Below are 16,733 nucleotides of genomic sequence, written 5' to 3'. Positions count from 1 at the left end.
TCGGATCATTCAATCATGGCGGCCAGAACCAGCGCCTTTAACTCGGCCCGGGACGGGTAGGAACTGGATGGCGACAATTGCGTAAAAAACACGGCTGTAAGATCGTTTTGCAGGTCGAGCCAGAAATAGGTCGAGGCCATGCCGCCCCAGCTGAAATCCCCGACCGATCCCGGCACACGCACCCTGCCCGGATTCAGGACGACCGATCCGCCCAGACCAAAACCCATCCCCTCCATCGGTTGTTCGGCAAAACTGCTGGGACCCATCGAGGCAATATCGCCCGGTAAGTGGTTGCAAAGCATGAAGTCTACGGTCTTCGGCCCCAGCAGACGGTGACCGTTAAAAGCCCCCCGATTGCGCAGCATTTCGACAAACCGCGCATAATCGTCGATGGTGCCGATCAACCCGCCACCGCCGGAAAATGTGGTCGTGCGTTCAAAGGGCGATGATCCGGCCTCATCCACAAGGCGCAGAGTTTCCGTGCCCCGCTCGGCAGAGTTCAGCGCCATGGCATCGCCGGACAAGGGCGAGTAGAGCGAGGCAAACCGGTCCCCTGCCCCTTGAGGCACCGAAAAGCCGGTTTCGGTCATCTGAAGTGGTGCGAATATCTCTTGCGCGAAATACTGATCCAGCGGCAGGCCGGACACGATTTCGATCACGCGGCCCAACACATCCGTGCTGACCGAGTATTCCCACCGCGTACCGGGCTGAAACGCCAGCGAAAACGCGGCCAGATCACGGATACGATCTGCCAAAACCCCTTGGTTAGGCTTGAATAACAGATCCTGTTCATCCATCGCTTCGGGCAAAAGGCCTGGATTGAACGGATAGCTGAACCCGCTTGTATGCGTCAGCAACTGATGAAGCGTTGGCGTCGGCGCATCCTCGGTTTGATCCAGCCGTTCGGCACCGGGAACAAGCGCCTGCATCCCCCTGAATTCCGGTAGAAAATCGGACAGAGGCGCATCCAGGTGGAACAGCCCCTTCTCGGCCAGCATCATCAGCCCGACCGACGTGATCGGTTTGGTCATCGAGTAAATCCGGGTCAGCGTGTCCCGCTGAAACGGCAGATCCTTTTCAACACTGCGCTGGCCGCAGGCGTGAAAGAACACCTCGGTACCTTGATGTGTCAGCAAAAACGCGCTGCCCGCGTATTTTCGCTGCGTGACATACCGATCTATCCAGGTGCGGATGCGGTTCAGGCGGTTTGGGTCGAAGGATGTCATGATGAACCTGTCTGAATGCTGCCTGATTTCACCCTATGCCAGCACGGCAAAGTTTGTCCCTTGCAATGTGCAGGCCATAAGCGATTACTTTCTATGAAAGGCTGCCCCCGTCGCAGATTCGTTGCGTGCCTGTTCTAAAGATCTGCCGACACCTTCTTTTGGAGTACCGACATGGCGCAAACCATAGATTTCGTTTACGATTTTTGCAGCCCGAATGCGTTTCTCGCGTATAAAATGCTGCCGAAAATCGCCAAGGGGCACAAGGCCACGGTCGTGCCGGTCCCGGTGATGTTGCCGGTTATCTTCAAATCCACGCATAACCAAAGCCCGTTCGAGGCTTTTTCAGAGAACCGTCAGAAATCATCCTATCTGACCCATGACCTGCATCGCTTTGCCCGCCGTCGCGGCGTAAGCTTTCACATGAGCCCGCATTTTCCGGTGAACACCAAATTCGCCATGCGCGGCGCGTATTTTGCCTCCGGAAAGCCATGGGAAAACAAATATATAGACGCAGTATTTGATGCGATTTGGGTGCATGGTCAAAAGGTCGATGAGCTGAATGTACTATCAGAGATCCTGCGCGAGGCCGAACTGCCCGTCCGCAAAATCCGCGAGGCCATCGCCGCGCCCGAGACCAAGCAATTGCTGAAAGAGCAGACCAAGGACATCGTCAGGCGGGGCGCCTTTGGTGTTCCCAGTATGTTCGTTGGGTCCGAGATGTTTTTTGGCAAGAACAGCCTTGCCAATCTCGATCTTGAACTTTCTCTGAAAAATTAGATGCTTGACGACCCTACCTAACGTCGTTCCAGCGCGGCCAGCCCGTGTTGCGCGAAGATGGGAACATAGGCTCCGAACGCCTGGGCGCGCTTTGGATCGGACGCGTTGCCATCCAGAGCGCGTTTGTAGACGCCCTGCAAAATCCCCGCCATCCGAAAGAAGTTGAAGGCCAGATAGAAGCCGAAATTGTCGATCCCCGGCAGTCCGCGCCGTTCGCAATATTGTGCGATAAAGGCCCGATCACTAGGCAGGCCCAGAGCATCCCGGTCGATTCCGGCCAGCCCGCGCCCCTCTTTTCCCGGAGGCATTTGCCACTGCATGATCACGGCTGCCAGATCTGCATAGGGGTGGCCGATGGTCGACAATTCCCAATCCAGAACACCGATGCAGTTTGTGCCGTCTGCGGCGAACATCAGATTGTCGATGCGATAATCACCATGCACCAGCGTCCGTTGCCCGTCATCCTGCGGAAGCGACGTCTCCAGCGCGCCGATCAACCTGTCCATGTCCGCAATGTTCGCGGTTTCGGATGCGCGGTATTGCTTGGTCCAGCGTGAGATCTGGCGTTCGAAATAGTTCCCCGTCGGGCCGTAGTCAGTCAGACCAGCGGCGTCGATGTCCACCATATGCAACTCTGCCAGAACCCGGTTCATTTCGTCGATGACCGCGCGGCGGGCATCGTTGCTTTCGCCCTCCATCTGCGGCTCAAGAAAGACCCAGCCTTCCAGATGTTCCATTACGTAGAATGCCGACCCGATCACCGAATCATCCTCGCACAGTAACAGCATGCGCGGCACCGGAACGCGGCTGTCGGCAAGGGCGCGTTGCACCCGGAACTCTCGATCCACCGCATGGGCGGATTTCAGCAGCACACCCGGGGGCTTGCGGCGCAAAACGTACGATTGTTTTGGCGTACGCAACCGGAAGGTCGGGTTCGACTGGCCGATGGCGAATTTCGTGGCGTCCAGCGGACCTTCATACCCCGCCAGATGTTGGGACAGGTAGGCGTCGACAGCATCCAGGTCCAGATCGGTTTCGGTGCTCATAACTGGCCCTCGCACTTAGAACGCAGCTTCAAAGATATTACCGGCAGTCACAACGTTAATGCCACCTGATACTGGGATAACCGCACCGGTCACGTAACTGCCACCGCGTCCGCACAGAAACAGCATACAGCCCGCAATATCCTCGTCCCGGCCCACGCGGCCCAGAGGGACGGATTTGCCGACCTTTGCGCGAGTATCTTCGTCCGCTGTGGCAAAAGCTGTCATGCGCGACACAAACGGCCCCGGGGCCAGGGCGTTCACGGTGACATGGTAAGGCGACAACTCTTTCGCCAAGATTTTGGTCAGGTGCAGCACCGCAGCTTTAGACGCCGAATAGCTATAGGCCCCATCGCCCATCGGAACCTCACCCATGACCGAGCCGACATTGACGACCCGCGCAGGATCTTCGGCGGTGCCGGACTTCATCAGCAAGGGCAACAGTTTCTGGGTCAGATCAAATATACCAGCAACGTTGACGGACATGACCTTGTCCCAAGCGTCATACGGGAACTGCCCCATTGGCGCGCCCCAACTAACGCCGGAATTATTCATAATAATATCAAGGCGATCAGTGCGCGCATTAATGTCCGCAACCAGTGCATCAATCCCTTCCTGGCTTCCCAGATCCCCGGCAAATCCAACCGCGCTGCCCGGTGCATCCAGCGCGTTCAGCTCTTGGGCAACTGCTGCGCAGGCGTCGCCTTTTCGCGAGGCGATCAGGACATGGGCCCCGGCCCTGACCAAAGCCTCGGCCGCCATGCGCCCGATGCCGGTTGCACCACCTGTCACCAGCGCGGTTTTGCCTTGCAGCGAAAATAGGGTCTCGGGGGTCATGGTCTGCTCCTCACTGACATCTGTGGGCAGGTGCCGTTGCGGGAACCAAGGGGGTGGCCCGTTGACAACACATGATCCTGCACCAAAGCTTCCTGTGACAGAATAACAGAGACATCAGGGTCAACATGCAAGCATTACTCAGCGTCGCGCCCGGCGGGCCCGAGACTTTGGAACTGACCACCCTGCCCGATCCAACCCCCGGCAAAGGCGATCTGTTGATCGAAGTGAAAGCGGCTGGCGTGAACTTCCCCGACACGCTGATCATCCGCGATCTTTATCAGATGAAACCCCCGCGCCCCTTTGCCCCCGGCGGAGAAATTGCCGGAGAGGTTCTGGCCATCGGTGAAGGCGTCACCGGATTTGAACCGGGTGATCGGGTGCTGGCGCTGACTGGTCACGGCGGATTTGCGACGCACCTGACACTCAAGGCTGCGACGGCGATCAAGATTCCGGACGAGATGCCGTATGAGGACGCCGCCTGTTTCATTTTCACCTACGGCACCTCGTACCACGCCCTGAAAGACCGCGCGCATCTGCAATCCGGCGAAACCCTCTTGGTTCTGGGCGCGGCCGGAGGCGTCGGTTCGGCCGCGATTGAGTTGGGTAAGGCCATGGGCGCGCGGGTGATTGCGGCGGTGTCTTCGCAGGACAAGGCCGAGTTCTGTCGTCAGGTCGGCGCGGATGAAACCATCGTGTACCCGAAAGACATGGACAAACAGGCGCAAAAGGACTTCTCGGGCCAGATCAAAGCATTGGCCGGGTCAAATGGTGTGGATGTCGTCTATGACGCGGTCGGAGGACCCTTTGCCGAGCCCGCCCTGCGCAGTATGGCGTGGAACGGGCGCTTTTTGGTTGTCGGCTTCCCGGCAGGGATCCCGAACATCCCGCTGAACCTTCCCTTGCTCAAAGGGTGTCAGGTCGTTGGCGTATTCTGGGGCGCGTCCGTATTCCGTGACCCAAAGGGGCACGCGGAAAACGTTGCCGAGCTGTTTGGCCTCTATGCTGCGGGACACATCAAACCGCGCATCAGTGATCGATTCCCGCTGGCCAAAGCCGGACAGGCGCTGGATCTGCTGGCCGGGCGTTCGGTTCTGGGAAAGCTGGTCGTCACGCCCGGTTCAGACTGAAATTCCCGCTGAACAAGCGGCACAAGATCACAGCCCGAGGCGCTTATGCTGCAATGCGACACAGCGCGGTAGACAATCTGGCCTATTCATGTCTATGAACCTGTAATGGGGATAGTAAAGACATGAATAACGTTCTGGTTTTGAATGGTCCGAACCTTAATTTGCTGGGCACGCGCCAGCCCGAGGTTTACGGCAGCACCACCTTGCAGATGGTCGAGGATTTGTGTGTCGAACATGGTGCGTCCATCGGCCTGAATGTCACGCATTTCCAATCCAACCACGAAGGCGCGTTGATCGACGCGATTCATGCGGCGCGGGGCGCGCAGGACGGTCTGGTTCTTAACGCGGGTGCGTATACGCATACCTCTATCGCGCTGATGGATGCGATCGCCTCTGTCGAACTTCCGATGGTCGAAGTTCATCTGTCCAACATCCACGCCCGCGAAACCTTTCGCCATACGTCTTATATCGCAAAGGTAGCACTGGGGCAGATTTGCGGGTTCGGGGCGCAGAGCTATGTTCTGGCGCTTGACGCGCTGGCCGCCCATTTGGGGTCAAGAGGTGCCGGATGACTCTGAAAGAATACCTGCATTTCGTAAGCTACGCCAAAACCCTGGAAGAGTTGTGGGACGCGCATTGCCGGCAGATGGCCGAATATGGCTTTGACCGGCTGATTTATGGCTATACGCAGTTCCGCACCGAAACCTCACTGGGCGACCCCGAGGATTTCGTGATCCTGACCAATCACTGCCACAACTACGTGGACGGTTTTCTGAAGGGCGGACTGTACTTCCATGCCCCGATGCTCAAATGGGCGCTGGACAACGAAGGCGCTGCCAGTTGGCGGATGATCCAGGACATGATGTCCAGCGGTCGTATGACGGCGCAGGAACGCAAGGTCTTTGAGTTCAACAAGTCGATGGGCGTAGTGACGGGCTACACGGTTAGCTTCAATTCCGTTTCGATGCGGTCGAAGGGTGCGATTTCGCTGTCCGCAAAAGGTGGGCCAAGTCAGGATGAAGTTGACGAGATCTGGGCAGAGCATGGCGAAGACATCCTGTTGATGAACAACATGGCGCATCTCAAGATCCTGACCCTGCCCTACAATCCCCCGAACCGGGCGCTGACCAAACGACAGCGCGAGGCGCTGCAATGGGTCGGGGATGGCAAGACGACTCAGGACATTGCGCTGTTGATGGGGCTGACCTCGGCCACCGTGGAAAAGCACCTGAGGCTCGCGCGCGAGTCGCTTTCGGTTGAAACCACGGCGCAAGCGGTCCTCAAGGCCTCGCTACACAACCAAATGTTCATCATGGAGGCCTGATGTTGTTGATTTCTGACGCTAAACTGCGTCAATTTACCTTAGGTAAGGAAATCATGACTTCCGGTTTACGCGATAAAGTTGCAGATTGATATTGTTCCGTGAGTGGTGGCTTTAGCCAGGGAACACATCGATCAGATCTTTGCAATTTCAGAGCTCTCTGGTCACTCTGACACTGAGGCGCCTATTTGTCCGCGTCACGAGGTCGGAAATTTGGGGGGCCTCGACCATCCCCATCATGCGGGGCCCTCCATCCTTCTTCCTCTTGGTTTGCGTCGGCCTGACGTTGGCCAAAAAGAAAACCGGTTACGCTGTGCGTAACCGGTTTTTTTGTTGTGTCGGGCCACTGACGAGGCCCTGAATGGTCGCTTAGCCTTGGGCCGCCTTGGCGACTTCGGCTGCGAAGTCTTCTTTTTCGACCACGATGCCTTCGCCAACTTCCAGACGGATGAAGCCGGTGATGGTTGCGCCCGCTTCTTTGGCCGCTGCTTCAACGGTCAGGTCAGGGTTCACAACGAACGACTGGTTCAGCAGAGTCGATTCCGCGACGAATTTCTTCATGCGGCCTTCGATCATCTTCTCGATCACCTGCTCCGGCTTGCCGGATTCGCGGGCGATGTCCATCTGAACCTGCTTTTCTTTCTCGACAACTGCCGGGTCCATGTCGGCCTCGGACAGAGCTGCCGGGTTCACAGCAGCGATGTGCATCGCAACCTGCTTGCCGATCGCTTCGTCGCCACCGGTCAGAGCGACCAGAACGCCGATTTTACCCATGCCGTTGGTGGCTGCGTTGTGGACGTACGACACAACAGTGTCGCCCGACAGCTTGGCCATACGGCGTACCGACATGTTTTCGCCGATGGTGGCGATCTTGTCGGTCAGGGTGTCGGCAACGGATTTTCCACCCAGATCAGCGGCCAGCAGCGCTTCGACATTGTCGACGCCTTCGGCTGCGTAAGCGATCTTGCCAACCATTTCCTGGAACTCGGCGTTTTTCGCAACGAAGTCGGTTTCCGAGTTCACTTCGACTGCAACACCGTTGCCACCGTTGACGTGAACAGCAACCAGACCTTCTGCTGCGGTACGGCCCGATTTCTTGGCCGCTTTGGCCAGACCTTTGGTGCGCAGCCAGTCAACGGCTTCGTCCATGTTGCCGCCGGTTTCGGTCAGCGCTTTTTTTGCGTCCATCATGCCTGCGCCGGTTGCGTCGCGCAGTTCTTTAACCATTGCTGCTGTGATTGCCATCTCTTGGCTCTCCTCAATTCAAACGGAATTGGGGCAGGTCATACCCTGCCCCATATGTCATTTACGTGACGGGCAGCTTACGCTTCGGCAGGTGCTTCAGCTTCTTCTGCAACGGCTTCTTCAACCGGGGCTTCTTCGAACTCGCCCAGGTCAACGCCTGCGGCACCCAGCTGAGCGGTCATGCCGTCCAACGCGGCACGGGCTGCCAGATCGCAGTACAGAGCGATGGCGCGCGCTGCGTCGTCGTTGCCGGGGATGATATAGTCAACGCCGTCGGGCGAGCAGTTGGTATCGACAACGGCCACAACCGGGATACCCAGCTTGTTGGCTTCGGCGATGGCCAGTGCTTCTTTTTTGACGTCGATGACGAACAGCAGGTCAGGAACGCCGCCCATCTCGCGGATACCGCCCAGCGACGCCTGCAGCTTGGCCTGGTCACGTTCCATGCCCAGACGCTCTTTCTTGGTCAGGCCTTCGGCGCCTGATTCCATCGCTTCGTCGATCTGGTTCAGACGGTTGATCGACTGGGAAACGGTTTTCCAGTTGGTCAGCGTGCCGCCCAGCCAGCGGTGGTTCATGTAGTACTGAGCCGACTTTTCAGCGGCTTCGGCGATCGGGCCGGCGGCCTGACGCTTGGTACCAACGAACAGAACGCGGCCACCTTTTGCAACGGTGTCACGAACGGCCTGCAGCGCCTGGTCCAGCATCGGAACAGTCTGGGTCAGGTCCATGATGTGGATGCCATTGCGCGAACCATAGATGAACGGGCCCATGCGGGGGTTCCAACGCTGTGTCTGGTGACCAAAGTGAACGCCAGCTTCCAGCAGCTGACGCATGGAGAACTCGGGAAGAGCCATGCTATTTTCCTTTTCCGGTTTACGCCTGGGCGGGGGTGAAAGAAGCGGATGCTCCAACCGGCGGTCTTGATGAGGATGTCTCCCTCAAAAAGCCCAAACCCCGCCTGCGGGTTTGAATGGCGCGCGTATACGGCAGGTTTTGATGCAGTGCAAGGGCCTTTTGCCCTTATTTTTCAAGCCGCGCCAGGCTGTGCGCATGCCGCACGGCCTCTTCGCAATGGGCTGCCAGCGCCTTGCGGTTTTCAAAGTCGCTGACCTTGGCGGGCGCGTGGTAAATCAGTTCGACCGAACCCTGACGCAGTGCGCCGAGTGTCTTGAGAAGGTGCGGACCGAACTCCATATCACCCCACCAGCCATAGAACCGATCCGGTTGCTCCTTTGGCGCGTGAAACACGACGGAAACAGGCTGCACATACATAAAATCACGCAGTTCATCTGCGAAGAATGCCGCGAAGAGCGTTGTTTTAAATGGCAAAACCCGCAATCCATCGGTCGAAGTCCCTTCGGGGAAGAACAACAGTTTGTGTCCGGCCTTCAGGCGAGACTCGAACACTTTGGTCTGCTCGCGCGCCTTTTTTGGGTTCCGCTCGATAAATACGGTTCCGGTCGAACGGGCCAGCCAGCCGATTCCGGGCCATTTCGCGACCTCGGCCTTGGACACAAAGTAAATCCGCTTGCGCGCGTTCAGGGCGAAGATGTCCAGCCAGGACGTGTGGTTCGCCACCACAGCTCCGCGCTGCTGCATCAACTCGCCCGACGTTCGAAAACCGATACCCAGAAACCGGAGTGCATTGCGGCACACAAATTGCGCGATGAACGGAGTAATCGGACGACGAACCCCGAAGAGAGGGAGTTCGAACAGGCGAATGGTCAGAAGGACGATCAGGCCCCCAAACACCAAAAGCGCCAGAGGCACCCCGCGCAAGATGACAAGAACCCAGCCCAGCGGACCCAGATTGATCGGGTCAGGTGCCTCGTCACTATTCCACAATGGATCGTTCACGCCGGTTATGCCCCACCATAGATGCGTTTTTGCCGCTCGTTCATACGGGCGGTATCCAGGATCAGGCAAACATCCGTGGTGTTGAACGCATGGTCGATAAACGCCCCCTCGCCCACAAATCCACCCAAACGCAAATAGGCTTTGATCAGCGCGGGCACCTGCACCATCGCGGCGCGGCGGTCGAGGTCTTCGGGCGCGACCAGATCCATCGATTGAAACACGTCCGGCTGTGCCCGCACCCGCAGATCCTCGGGGGCCAGATGGTTGTGGTGCAGCATGGACAGGGATTGCGCGAGGGGTTGAACATCGGTGCCGTGAAAGCTGGCGACGCCGAACAGAACTTCGATCCCGCGTTCGTTCACATAGGCGGCCAAGCCATTCCACAGGTGATACATCGCAGTACCACCGCGATAATCTGCATGCAGGCAGGACCGGCCCAATTCCAACAGCTTGCGTCCGCTTTGCTTTAAGACGGTCAGATCATACTCGTCTTCGGAATAGAACTGCCCGATTTCCGCAGCACGTTCGCCCGGTAACAGCCTGTAAACGCCCACAACTTCGCCACTCAGGTCGTCAATGGCCAGCATGTGATCGAAATACGGGTCGAACTTGTCCTGTTCCAGACCCGCGTCGTGATCGACCATCTCGCCGCCGCCGCCCAGTTCGCGCACGAACACATCATAGCGCAGCCGTTGCGCGGCGCGCAGGTCATCCTCGGTTTCGGCGAGTTTGATGGTAAATGAGGGGCCTGTATCCGGCATGTCTATCCTTTGAATTGCCCCCGGCTGATACCGCAGGTTTTCACGTAAAGGCAACACGGCCACATCTGGTGTTCAGCGTTAACCTTTCCTAAACCAGTTTCACGGATCAAAGACCGGCACCAGGGCAATGCGTGTCCCGTCGATTACCACTTTCCCCTGCTCGCGAAAGTTAACGGTGATCTTGCCTGCGATGTTGGACTGCACCTGTCCGATACCCCAATCGGGGAAATCCGGGTGGCGGACATACATGCCCGGTGCAAGAATGGCATTGAGGTCTGACATTTGGGCTCCGGTCCGGTGGCAGATACAGCAGGAGGTACGCATGGGCGCTACGGACGTCAACCTGGCCGAGCTGATCGGCTCGCGGATCTGTCACGATCTGATCAGCCCGATTGGGGCAATCACCAACGGATTGGAACTGTTGGACATGGTTGGCGCAGTGCAGGGCCCCGAGATGGAGTTGATCTCGGGCAGTGTTGGCAGCGCGGGCGCGCGTATCCGGTTCTTTCGGGTGGCGTTCGGGTCGGCCAGCGATCAGCCGCTGGGGAAGACCGAAGTCGCTGAATTGCTGAAGGATATCGAACGCGCCGGACGTGTGCGGGTGAACTGGAACCTGACCGAGCCGGTGCCGCGCAATCAGGTCAAGCTGGCCTTTCTGGCGCTGATGTGTTGCGAAAGTGCGATGCCCTTGGGTGGCGAGGTCGAGATTTCAGTCAATGGTACCGGCTGGCAGGTGACCGGGACGGCGGACAAGTTAAATGTCGACCCTGATCTTTGGAAGAACGTCACAACGGGGCGGTTTCCCAAAAAGATCACGCCTGCGCAGGTGCAGTTTGCCCTTCTGCCGGAGACGGCGACCGCGATGGGGCGGCGGGTTAGCGTAGAAACCAACTCAACCCGCGTCGCCCTTCGGTTTTAGGCGCGGGTGGTGCCGTTGCCGCGCACCAGGTACTGAAAACTGGTCAGTTGCGCCGCGCCCACCGGTCCGCGCGCATGCATCTTGCCGGTGGCAATCCCGATTTCAGCGCCCATCCCAAATTCACCACCATCAGCAAACTGGGTTGAGGCGTTGTGCATCAAAATCGCACTGTCGAGCCGTTCGAAGAAGCGCCCTGCGGCAGCAGTGTCCTCAGTCATGATACAGTCGGTGTGGTTCGAGCCGAACTGTTGGATGTGCGCAATCGCCGCGTCGATATCGGCAACGGGTTTGGCAGCGATGATGCTGTCCAGAAACTCTTTGCCCCAATCATCGGCGGTGGCTGCGACGGTCCCTTCTGTGGCCAGAGCGCCCTCGGCATGGACCTCGACACCCGCTGCAATCAGCGCCGCGATCACGTCACGCCCCAACGTGTCTACGACGTCCTGATGGACCAGAAGACACTCAGCCGCGCCGCAGATACCGGTGCGGCGGGTTTTTGCGTTCAGCACCACGTCCAGCGTCTTTTGCGGGTCAGCGGCTTTGTCGATGTAGATATGCACGATGCCTTCCAGATGCGCAAAGACCGGAACGCGCGCCTCGCGCTGAACCAGCCCGACAAGGCCTTTGCCACCTCGGGGCACGATGACATCGACATAGTCGGTCATGGTCAGCAATTCCTGAACTGCGGCGCGATCACGGGTCGGAACCAGTTGAATCGCATCTGCGGGCAGGTTCGCGGCCTTCAACCCTTCGACCAGACACGCGTGGATGGCGGTTGAGGAGTGGAAGCTTTCGGACCCACCGCGCAGAATCACCGCATTCCCTGATTTCAGGCACAAAGCACCCGCATCCGCTGTCACATTGGGGCGGCTTTCGTAAATCACGCCGATCACACCCAACGGCGTGCGCACCCGCTGAATATTCAGGCCCGAGGGCATGTCCCATTCGGTGATCACCTCACCCACAGGGTCGGTCTGGTCCGCGACAGTGCGCAGCCCGTCAACCATGCCCTGAATGCGGGATTCGTCCAGCATCAGGCGATCCATCATTGCGGGGCTCAGGCCCTTGTCACGACCAAACTCCAGATCTTTCTTGTTGGCCTCGATGATTTCCGCACGGTTGGCCCAAACGGCCTCAGCAGCCGCGATCAGGGCCGCATGTTTGCGCTCGGCGCTGGCAAAGGCCAGTTCGCGCGCAGCCTCTTTGGCGCGTTTGCCAAGGTCGGCCATCAGGGCGGGGATATTGTCGAGGTCCTTCATATCATATGCCTTTCTGCGCCATTACAGCGCCAAATCATCCCTGTGGATCAGCGCCGCGCGACCGGGATAGCCCAGCGTCGCCTCAATCTCCGAGGATTTGCGCCCCTTGATCGCGTCCGCTTCCTGCGCGGTATAGCGGCTGATCCCTTGCGCCAGTCGCCGCGCCTGCGGGTCGAGGATTGCAACGGGGTCGCCGCGCCCGAAATCTCCGGTGACTTCGACGATACCGGCGGGCAGCAGGCTGTTGCCATTGGCCAGCGCTTTTGCGGCACCCGCATCCACCTTGATCTCCCCACGTGGTTTCATGGCTGAGATCCAGCGCTTGCGGGCTGCATGCGGGTCCAACGTCGCCGTGAACCACGTGCAGTTCGCGCCATTTTCAAGCAATTTCAATGGGTTGATGGGCGATCCTTCGGTTATCGCCATGTCACAGCCCGCCGCAGTCGCCATTTTGGCGGCCAGCAACTTGGTCTTCATCCCGCCTTTGGACAGGCCGGACCCGGCATCGCCTGCCATCGCCTCAATCTCGGGCGTGATGGTGTCGATGGTGTCATAGCGGGTGGCCGAGGGGTCTTCGTTCGGATTGCCGGAATAGAACCCATCGACGTCGGACAGAAGGATCAGCTGATCGGCCCCGACCGTCACCGCGATTTGCGCGGCCAGACGGTCATTGTCGCCATAGCGAATCTCGTCCGTGGCGACGGTGTCGTTTTCATTGACGATGGGCACAACACCCAGCCCCAACAAAGTCTCAAGCGTGGCGCGCGAGTTCAGATAGCGCCGCCGATCCTCACTGTCCTCCAGCGTGACCAACACCTGAGCCGTGGTGATGTCATGAGGGGCCAGCGCCTCTTCATAGGCGCGCGCCAGCCTGATTTGACCCACTGCCGCTGCCGCTTGCGATTTCTCCAGTGGCAAGTCTGCCATCGGCAATCCCAGAACGCCGCGACCCAATGCGATTGAGCCGGAGGACACCAGAATGACATCCGCGCCCTGCCCCTTGAGCCACGCCACGTCCTGCGCCAGTGATTTCAGCCAGTCCGAGCGCAGCAAACCGGTGTGCCGGTCAACCAGCAAGGCAGACCCGATCTTGACCACCAAGCGGCGTGCTGCGGTCAGGGTTGCCAAGACTGAACCTCCTCAGCGGGCTTTTGGCGAAGGCGGTTTTCGTCGATCTGCGCGCGCAAAGCCCGCAACACCTCGGTCACGCCGAGACGAGCAACACCGGACATGGTCATGACGGGGCCACCAACGGCCTCTTCAAGCTCGGCCTTGATCAGATCGCGCTCTTCCTCGTCCAAAGCGTCGATCTTGTTCAGCACGGTGATGCGCGGCTTGTCCGCCAGCTCTCCGCCATAGGCTTCAAGCTCGGTGATGATGGTCCGATAATCCTCGACCACGGTTTCCGAGGTGCCATCGACTAGATGCAACAGAACCGCGCAGCGTTCGACATGGCCAAGGAACCGGTCGCCGATTCCGCGCCCCTCATGCGCGCCCTCGATCAGGCCGGGGATATCGGCCACGACGAATTCGACGTTATCGACGCCGACAACACCAAGATTGGGATGCAGCGTTGTAAACGGATAGTCGGCGATCTTGGGTCGGGCATTCGAGGTCGCTGCCAGAAAGGTCGATTTGCCCGCGTTGGGCATGCCAAGCAGACCCACATCCGCGATCAGCTTCAGCCGTAGCCAGATGGTGCGGTCAATCCCCGCCTGCCCCGGATTTGCACGGCGCGGGGCCTGGTTGGTGGCCGATTTGAAATGCAGGTTGCCGAACCCACCATTGCCGCCCTTGGCCAGCAAGAACCGCTGTCCGACCTCTGTCAGGTCGCAAATGACGGTCTCTTCGTCCTCGTCCAGAATCTCGGTCCCGACAGGTACGCGCAGGATGATGTCGTCACCATCCTTGCCGGTGCGTTGTTGACCGCGACCGGGCTGGCCGTTCTTGGCGAAGAAATGCTGTTGATAGCGGAAGTCGATCAGGGTGTTCAGCCCATCCACAACCTCGGCCCAGACAGACCCGCCCTTACCGCCGTCCCCGCCATCGGGTCCGCCGTATTCGATGTATTTTTCGCGTCGGAAGCTGACGCAGCCGCTACCGCCGGCCCCGGACCGGATGTAGACCTTTGCAAGATCGAGAAATTTCATGTCAGTCCCCTACTGCAAAGGCCCCATCGGCCACAAGTCAGAGTTTTTTACTATAGGTCCAGGTGGGCACATTTGCGTCGCGCGCCACCGAATAGCTTTCGGCGTCCCCCAGATATTCAAACCCGCAATGGGTCAGCACCCGGGCCGAGGCCGGGTTGTCCTGAAACACGCTGGCGAACATGGTCGAGTTTTCCAGCGGATTCGCCAGAACCAGAGCCTCGACCGCCAAGGACGCGATGCCTGTGTTCCAGTAAACCGGAGCGACCCAATAGCCGACCTCGGACTGGTTGCGATCCAGCCGCTGCAACGAGATCAGGCCGATCAGTTCAGGCCCGCCATCCTTGGTGGCGTCCATCGCCCAGACGTCTTCGTCCCGGTCTTCGGCCATCGAACGGGTCACAAAGGCCTCAATCGAGCCCGGCGGCAATGGGTGCGGAATCGACGTTGTCATCCGCGCCACGCGCTCATCGCCTGCATAATGTTCAATGAGACCCATATCCGACCGGCGCAGGGGGCGCAGGTCGAACCGCTCGGTTTCGATGACCGGCTGATTGATTATCGTCTCAAGTTTCATGAGTGCGTTCCTCCTCCGAACAACACAAAAAGTACGGACGCAACGGTTAAACTGGCTAACGTCCACATCAGATATTTTTCCGCAGGCCGACCTTCAACCGTCTGGGCGATCCGATCGCCTGCAAAAGTCCAGACCGGGTGCAATAAGACCTGACAAAACAACAGGCAAAGAGCGATTGTTAACGTCGCTTCAAAACTTGATGTGCCCACGGCCACAAAGCCCGTAAACCCGGCAATGATCATCGCCCAGGCCTTTGGGTTCAGCGGGTGAACGATCAGCCCGGCCAGAAAACCCGGCACTTGCGTGTCAGCGTTTCCGCGCGACAGCCGCAGATTGGCAATCTTCCACGCCAGCCAGACAATATACGCGGCCGAGGCATATTTCAGCACCTCAAACACCAACGGCGCCTGATCGGCCATTTGCATCAGCCCGAACCCAACCGGCCAGATGATCAACTGCTTGCCCAATATAACGCCGCCCACAAAAGGCAATGCCGCCCGAAAACCATAGCGCGCACCTGTTCCCAGCAGGACCATATTGGCTGGTCCCGGCGTGCCGACCTGGCTGGCGGCAAAGATCAGGAAACTGGTGGTTGCGACTGTCATTAGGGTGGTCAATCACGACTGCGTTAAAACGAAAAAGGGACCGGCACTTTCTGCCGGTCCCCCATGAATTTTTTATTAACCTTATGGGTTTCGGCTTACTCTGCGGCCTCCGCCACTGGCAGGACCGAAATGAAGGTGCGGTTTTTCAGTCCCTTGTGGAACTTCACGGCGCCATCGGTGGTTGCAAAGATGGTGTGATCTTTGCCCATGCCTACGCCTTCGCCCGGCCAGAACTTGGTGCCGCGCTGACGTACGATGATGTTGCCTGCGATGGCTGCCTGGCCACCATAGAGTTTCACGCCAAGGCGGCGACCCGCTGAGTCGCGACCGTTACGGGAGGAACCGCCAGCTTTTTTATGTGCCATTCTCTCTCTCCTTAGCCCTGAGCCAGCTCTTTGGCTTGCTCAACCCATTCGGGTTTCACTTTGATGGTGTCGATAGCAGCAATCTGCTCGTCCGACAAGGCGGCCAGAGCGGCAAAGCTCTCGATACCGGCTTCAACCAGCTTTTTGGCAGCGGCAGGGCCGACACCGTTCAGCTTGGTCAGATCGTCGGCGGCAGCAGCAGCGGCAGGTGCCTCTGCTTTGGCTTCAGCTTTCTTGGCGGGCTTTCCAGCAGGTGCTGCTTCGCCAGCCGGGGCCGATCCGGTTGCAGCTTTGATGCCCGACTTGTCAGCGCCCGACGACAGGATGTCGGTGATCTTGACCAGAGTCAGCTTCTGACGGTGGCCAACGGTACGCTTCGAGCTGTGCTTACGACGGCGCTTGACGAATTTGATGACCTTGTCACCTTTGATCTGTTCGATCACTTCGGCCTGTACGCCTGCGCCTTCAACGAAAGGTGCACCAACAACCGGAGCGTCACCGCCCAGCATCAGAACATCGTTGAATTGAACTTTTTCACCTGCGTCGGCAGCCAGTTTTTCAACGCGGAGGATATCACCCGCCTGAACCTTGTACTGCTTGCCGCCAGTCTTGAGGACCGCAAACATGCGTCTTTCCTTTTCATACCCGCGTTCTGTGGTCCCCG

20 protein-coding genes are annotated in these 16,733 nt (G+C 58.6%); 5 read left to right on the top strand and 15 right to left on the bottom strand.

The window, feature by feature from the left end; translation table 11 throughout:
• Positions 1 to 5: 5 nt before the first annotated feature.
• The gene (locus ACR0KX_RS07520; RefSeq protein WP_170621807.1) at positions 6 to 1,226 is read right to left on the bottom strand and encodes a serine hydrolase domain-containing protein; all 1,221 of its coding nucleotides are present in this window, start codon (positions 1,224 to 1,226) and stop codon (positions 6 to 8) included.
• Positions 1,227 to 1,397: 171 nt separating this feature from the next.
• On the opposite strand from ACR0KX_RS07520, the gene ACR0KX_RS07515 reads away from it, so the two are divergent.
• Positions 1,398 to 2,003 (top strand): 2-hydroxychromene-2-carboxylate isomerase, encoded by a 606-nt coding sequence (locus ACR0KX_RS07515; protein WP_170450686.1) that lies wholly within the window; start codon positions 1,398 to 1,400, stop codon positions 2,001 to 2,003.
• A gap of 17 nt (positions 2,004 to 2,020) precedes the next feature.
• Here ACR0KX_RS07515 and ACR0KX_RS07510 read toward each other — a convergent pair whose 3' ends face one another.
• Together ACR0KX_RS07510 and ACR0KX_RS07505 are read right to left on the bottom strand one after the other, a co-directional pair.
• Complete coding sequence (locus tag ACR0KX_RS07510; RefSeq protein ID WP_170621806.1) at positions 2,021 to 3,049, bottom strand: phosphotransferase family protein; 1,029 nt, start codon at positions 3,047 to 3,049, stop codon at positions 2,021 to 2,023.
• 15 nt (positions 3,050 to 3,064) lie between these two features.
• Entirely contained in the window at positions 3,065 to 3,883 is an 819-nt protein-coding gene (locus ACR0KX_RS07505) for an SDR family oxidoreductase (protein ID WP_170621805.1), read from the bottom strand.
• 125 nt (positions 3,884 to 4,008) lie between these two features.
• Between ACR0KX_RS07505 and ACR0KX_RS07500 the strand changes: the two genes are divergently transcribed.
• The 3 genes from ACR0KX_RS07500 (at position 4,009) to ACR0KX_RS07490 (ending at position 6,334) form a co-directional block, all read left to right on the top strand.
• Positions 4,009 to 5,010, top strand: a complete 1,002-nt coding sequence (locus ACR0KX_RS07500; RefSeq protein ID WP_170518596.1) for an NADPH:quinone oxidoreductase family protein — start codon at positions 4,009 to 4,011, stop codon at positions 5,008 to 5,010.
• Between the two features lie 122 nt (positions 5,011 to 5,132).
• On the top strand, positions 5,133 to 5,582 hold the full coding sequence (aroQ, locus tag ACR0KX_RS07495) for a type II 3-dehydroquinate dehydratase (RefSeq protein ID WP_170450693.1): 450 nt from the start codon (positions 5,133 to 5,135) through the stop codon (positions 5,580 to 5,582).
• A complete protein-coding gene (locus ACR0KX_RS07490) occupies positions 5,579 to 6,334 on the top strand; it encodes a LuxR family transcriptional regulator (protein WP_170518593.1) in 756 nt (251 codons plus the stop codon). Before aroQ ends, ACR0KX_RS07490 begins: the two co-directional genes overlap by 4 nt.
• A 366-nt stretch (positions 6,335 to 6,700) precedes the next feature.
• On the opposite strand, the gene tsf is transcribed toward ACR0KX_RS07490, so the two are convergent.
• The 5 genes from tsf to ACR0KX_RS07465 all read right to left on the bottom strand — a co-directional run bounded on the left by tsf (position 6,701) and on the right by ACR0KX_RS07465 (position 10,479).
• Positions 6,701 to 7,576 (bottom strand): translation elongation factor Ts, encoded by an 876-nt coding sequence (tsf, locus tag ACR0KX_RS07485; protein WP_170450697.1) that lies wholly within the window; start codon positions 7,574 to 7,576, stop codon positions 6,701 to 6,703.
• A 77-nt stretch (positions 7,577 to 7,653) separates the two neighbouring features.
• Complete coding sequence (rpsB, locus tag ACR0KX_RS07480; RefSeq protein ID WP_170450699.1) at positions 7,654 to 8,433, bottom strand: 30S ribosomal protein S2; 780 nt, start codon at positions 8,431 to 8,433, stop codon at positions 7,654 to 7,656.
• Between the two features lie 166 nt (positions 8,434 to 8,599).
• Positions 8,600 to 9,436 (bottom strand): lyso-ornithine lipid O-acyltransferase, encoded by an 837-nt coding sequence (gene olsA / locus ACR0KX_RS07475; RefSeq protein ID WP_170450701.1) that lies wholly within the window; start codon positions 9,434 to 9,436, stop codon positions 8,600 to 8,602.
• A 5-nt stretch (positions 9,437 to 9,441) separates the two neighbouring features.
• On the bottom strand, positions 9,442 to 10,197 hold the full coding sequence (olsB, locus tag ACR0KX_RS07470) for an L-ornithine N(alpha)-acyltransferase (RefSeq protein ID WP_170450703.1): 756 nt from the start codon (positions 10,195 to 10,197) through the stop codon (positions 9,442 to 9,444).
• A 99-nt stretch (positions 10,198 to 10,296) separates the two neighbouring features.
• Positions 10,297 to 10,479, bottom strand: a complete 183-nt coding sequence (locus ACR0KX_RS07465; protein WP_170450705.1) for a DUF3553 domain-containing protein — start codon at positions 10,477 to 10,479, stop codon at positions 10,297 to 10,299.
• Positions 10,480 to 10,519: 40 nt separating this feature from the next.
• Between ACR0KX_RS07465 and ACR0KX_RS07460 the strand changes: the two genes are divergently transcribed.
• Positions 10,520 to 11,116 (top strand): histidine phosphotransferase family protein, encoded by a 597-nt coding sequence (locus tag ACR0KX_RS07460; RefSeq protein ID WP_170450707.1) that lies wholly within the window; start codon positions 10,520 to 10,522, stop codon positions 11,114 to 11,116.
• Here ACR0KX_RS07460 and ACR0KX_RS07455 read toward each other — a convergent pair.
• From ACR0KX_RS07455 to ACR0KX_RS07425, 7 genes are all read right to left on the bottom strand, one after another.
• Positions 11,113 to 12,375 carry a glutamate-5-semialdehyde dehydrogenase gene (locus tag ACR0KX_RS07455; protein WP_170621804.1) on the bottom strand — a complete coding sequence of 421 codons (1,263 nt, stop codon included), beginning with the start codon at positions 12,373 to 12,375 and terminating at the stop codon, positions 11,113 to 11,115. The two genes, ACR0KX_RS07460 and ACR0KX_RS07455, sit on opposite strands and share 4 nt — an antisense overlap.
• Positions 12,376 to 12,396: 21 nt before the next feature.
• The gene (gene proB, locus ACR0KX_RS07450; RefSeq protein ID WP_170518581.1) at positions 12,397 to 13,503 is read right to left on the bottom strand and encodes a glutamate 5-kinase; all 1,107 of its coding nucleotides are present in this window, start codon (positions 13,501 to 13,503) and stop codon (positions 12,397 to 12,399) included.
• A complete protein-coding gene (gene obgE / locus ACR0KX_RS07445) occupies positions 13,491 to 14,525 on the bottom strand; it encodes a GTPase ObgE (RefSeq protein ID WP_170518578.1) in 1,035 nt (344 codons plus the stop codon). The genes proB and obgE overlap by 13 nt, the downstream gene beginning before the upstream one ends.
• 37 nt (positions 14,526 to 14,562) lie before the next feature.
• Positions 14,563 to 15,099 (bottom strand): GNAT family N-acetyltransferase, encoded by a 537-nt coding sequence (locus ACR0KX_RS07440; RefSeq protein ID WP_170450716.1) that lies wholly within the window; start codon positions 15,097 to 15,099, stop codon positions 14,563 to 14,565.
• Positions 15,096 to 15,704, bottom strand: a complete 609-nt coding sequence (locus tag ACR0KX_RS07435) for a LysE family translocator (protein WP_170518575.1) — start codon at positions 15,702 to 15,704, stop codon at positions 15,096 to 15,098. Before ACR0KX_RS07435 ends, ACR0KX_RS07440 begins: the two co-directional genes overlap by 4 nt.
• Before the next feature lie 95 nt (positions 15,705 to 15,799).
• The gene (gene rpmA / locus ACR0KX_RS07430; RefSeq protein WP_039535512.1) at positions 15,800 to 16,069 is read right to left on the bottom strand and encodes a 50S ribosomal protein L27; all 270 of its coding nucleotides are present in this window, start codon (positions 16,067 to 16,069) and stop codon (positions 15,800 to 15,802) included.
• A gap of 11 nt (positions 16,070 to 16,080) precedes the next feature.
• Complete coding sequence (locus tag ACR0KX_RS07425; protein WP_170621800.1) at positions 16,081 to 16,695, bottom strand: 50S ribosomal protein L21; 615 nt, start codon at positions 16,693 to 16,695, stop codon at positions 16,081 to 16,083.
• Positions 16,696 to 16,733 lie beyond the last annotated feature (38 nt).

The sequence above is a fragment of the Ruegeria sp. BG5 genome (genome assembly GCF_056538425.1).
Note: the sequence above shows the minus strand (reverse complement) of the source record. Positions and strands in the feature narration are given on the sequence as shown.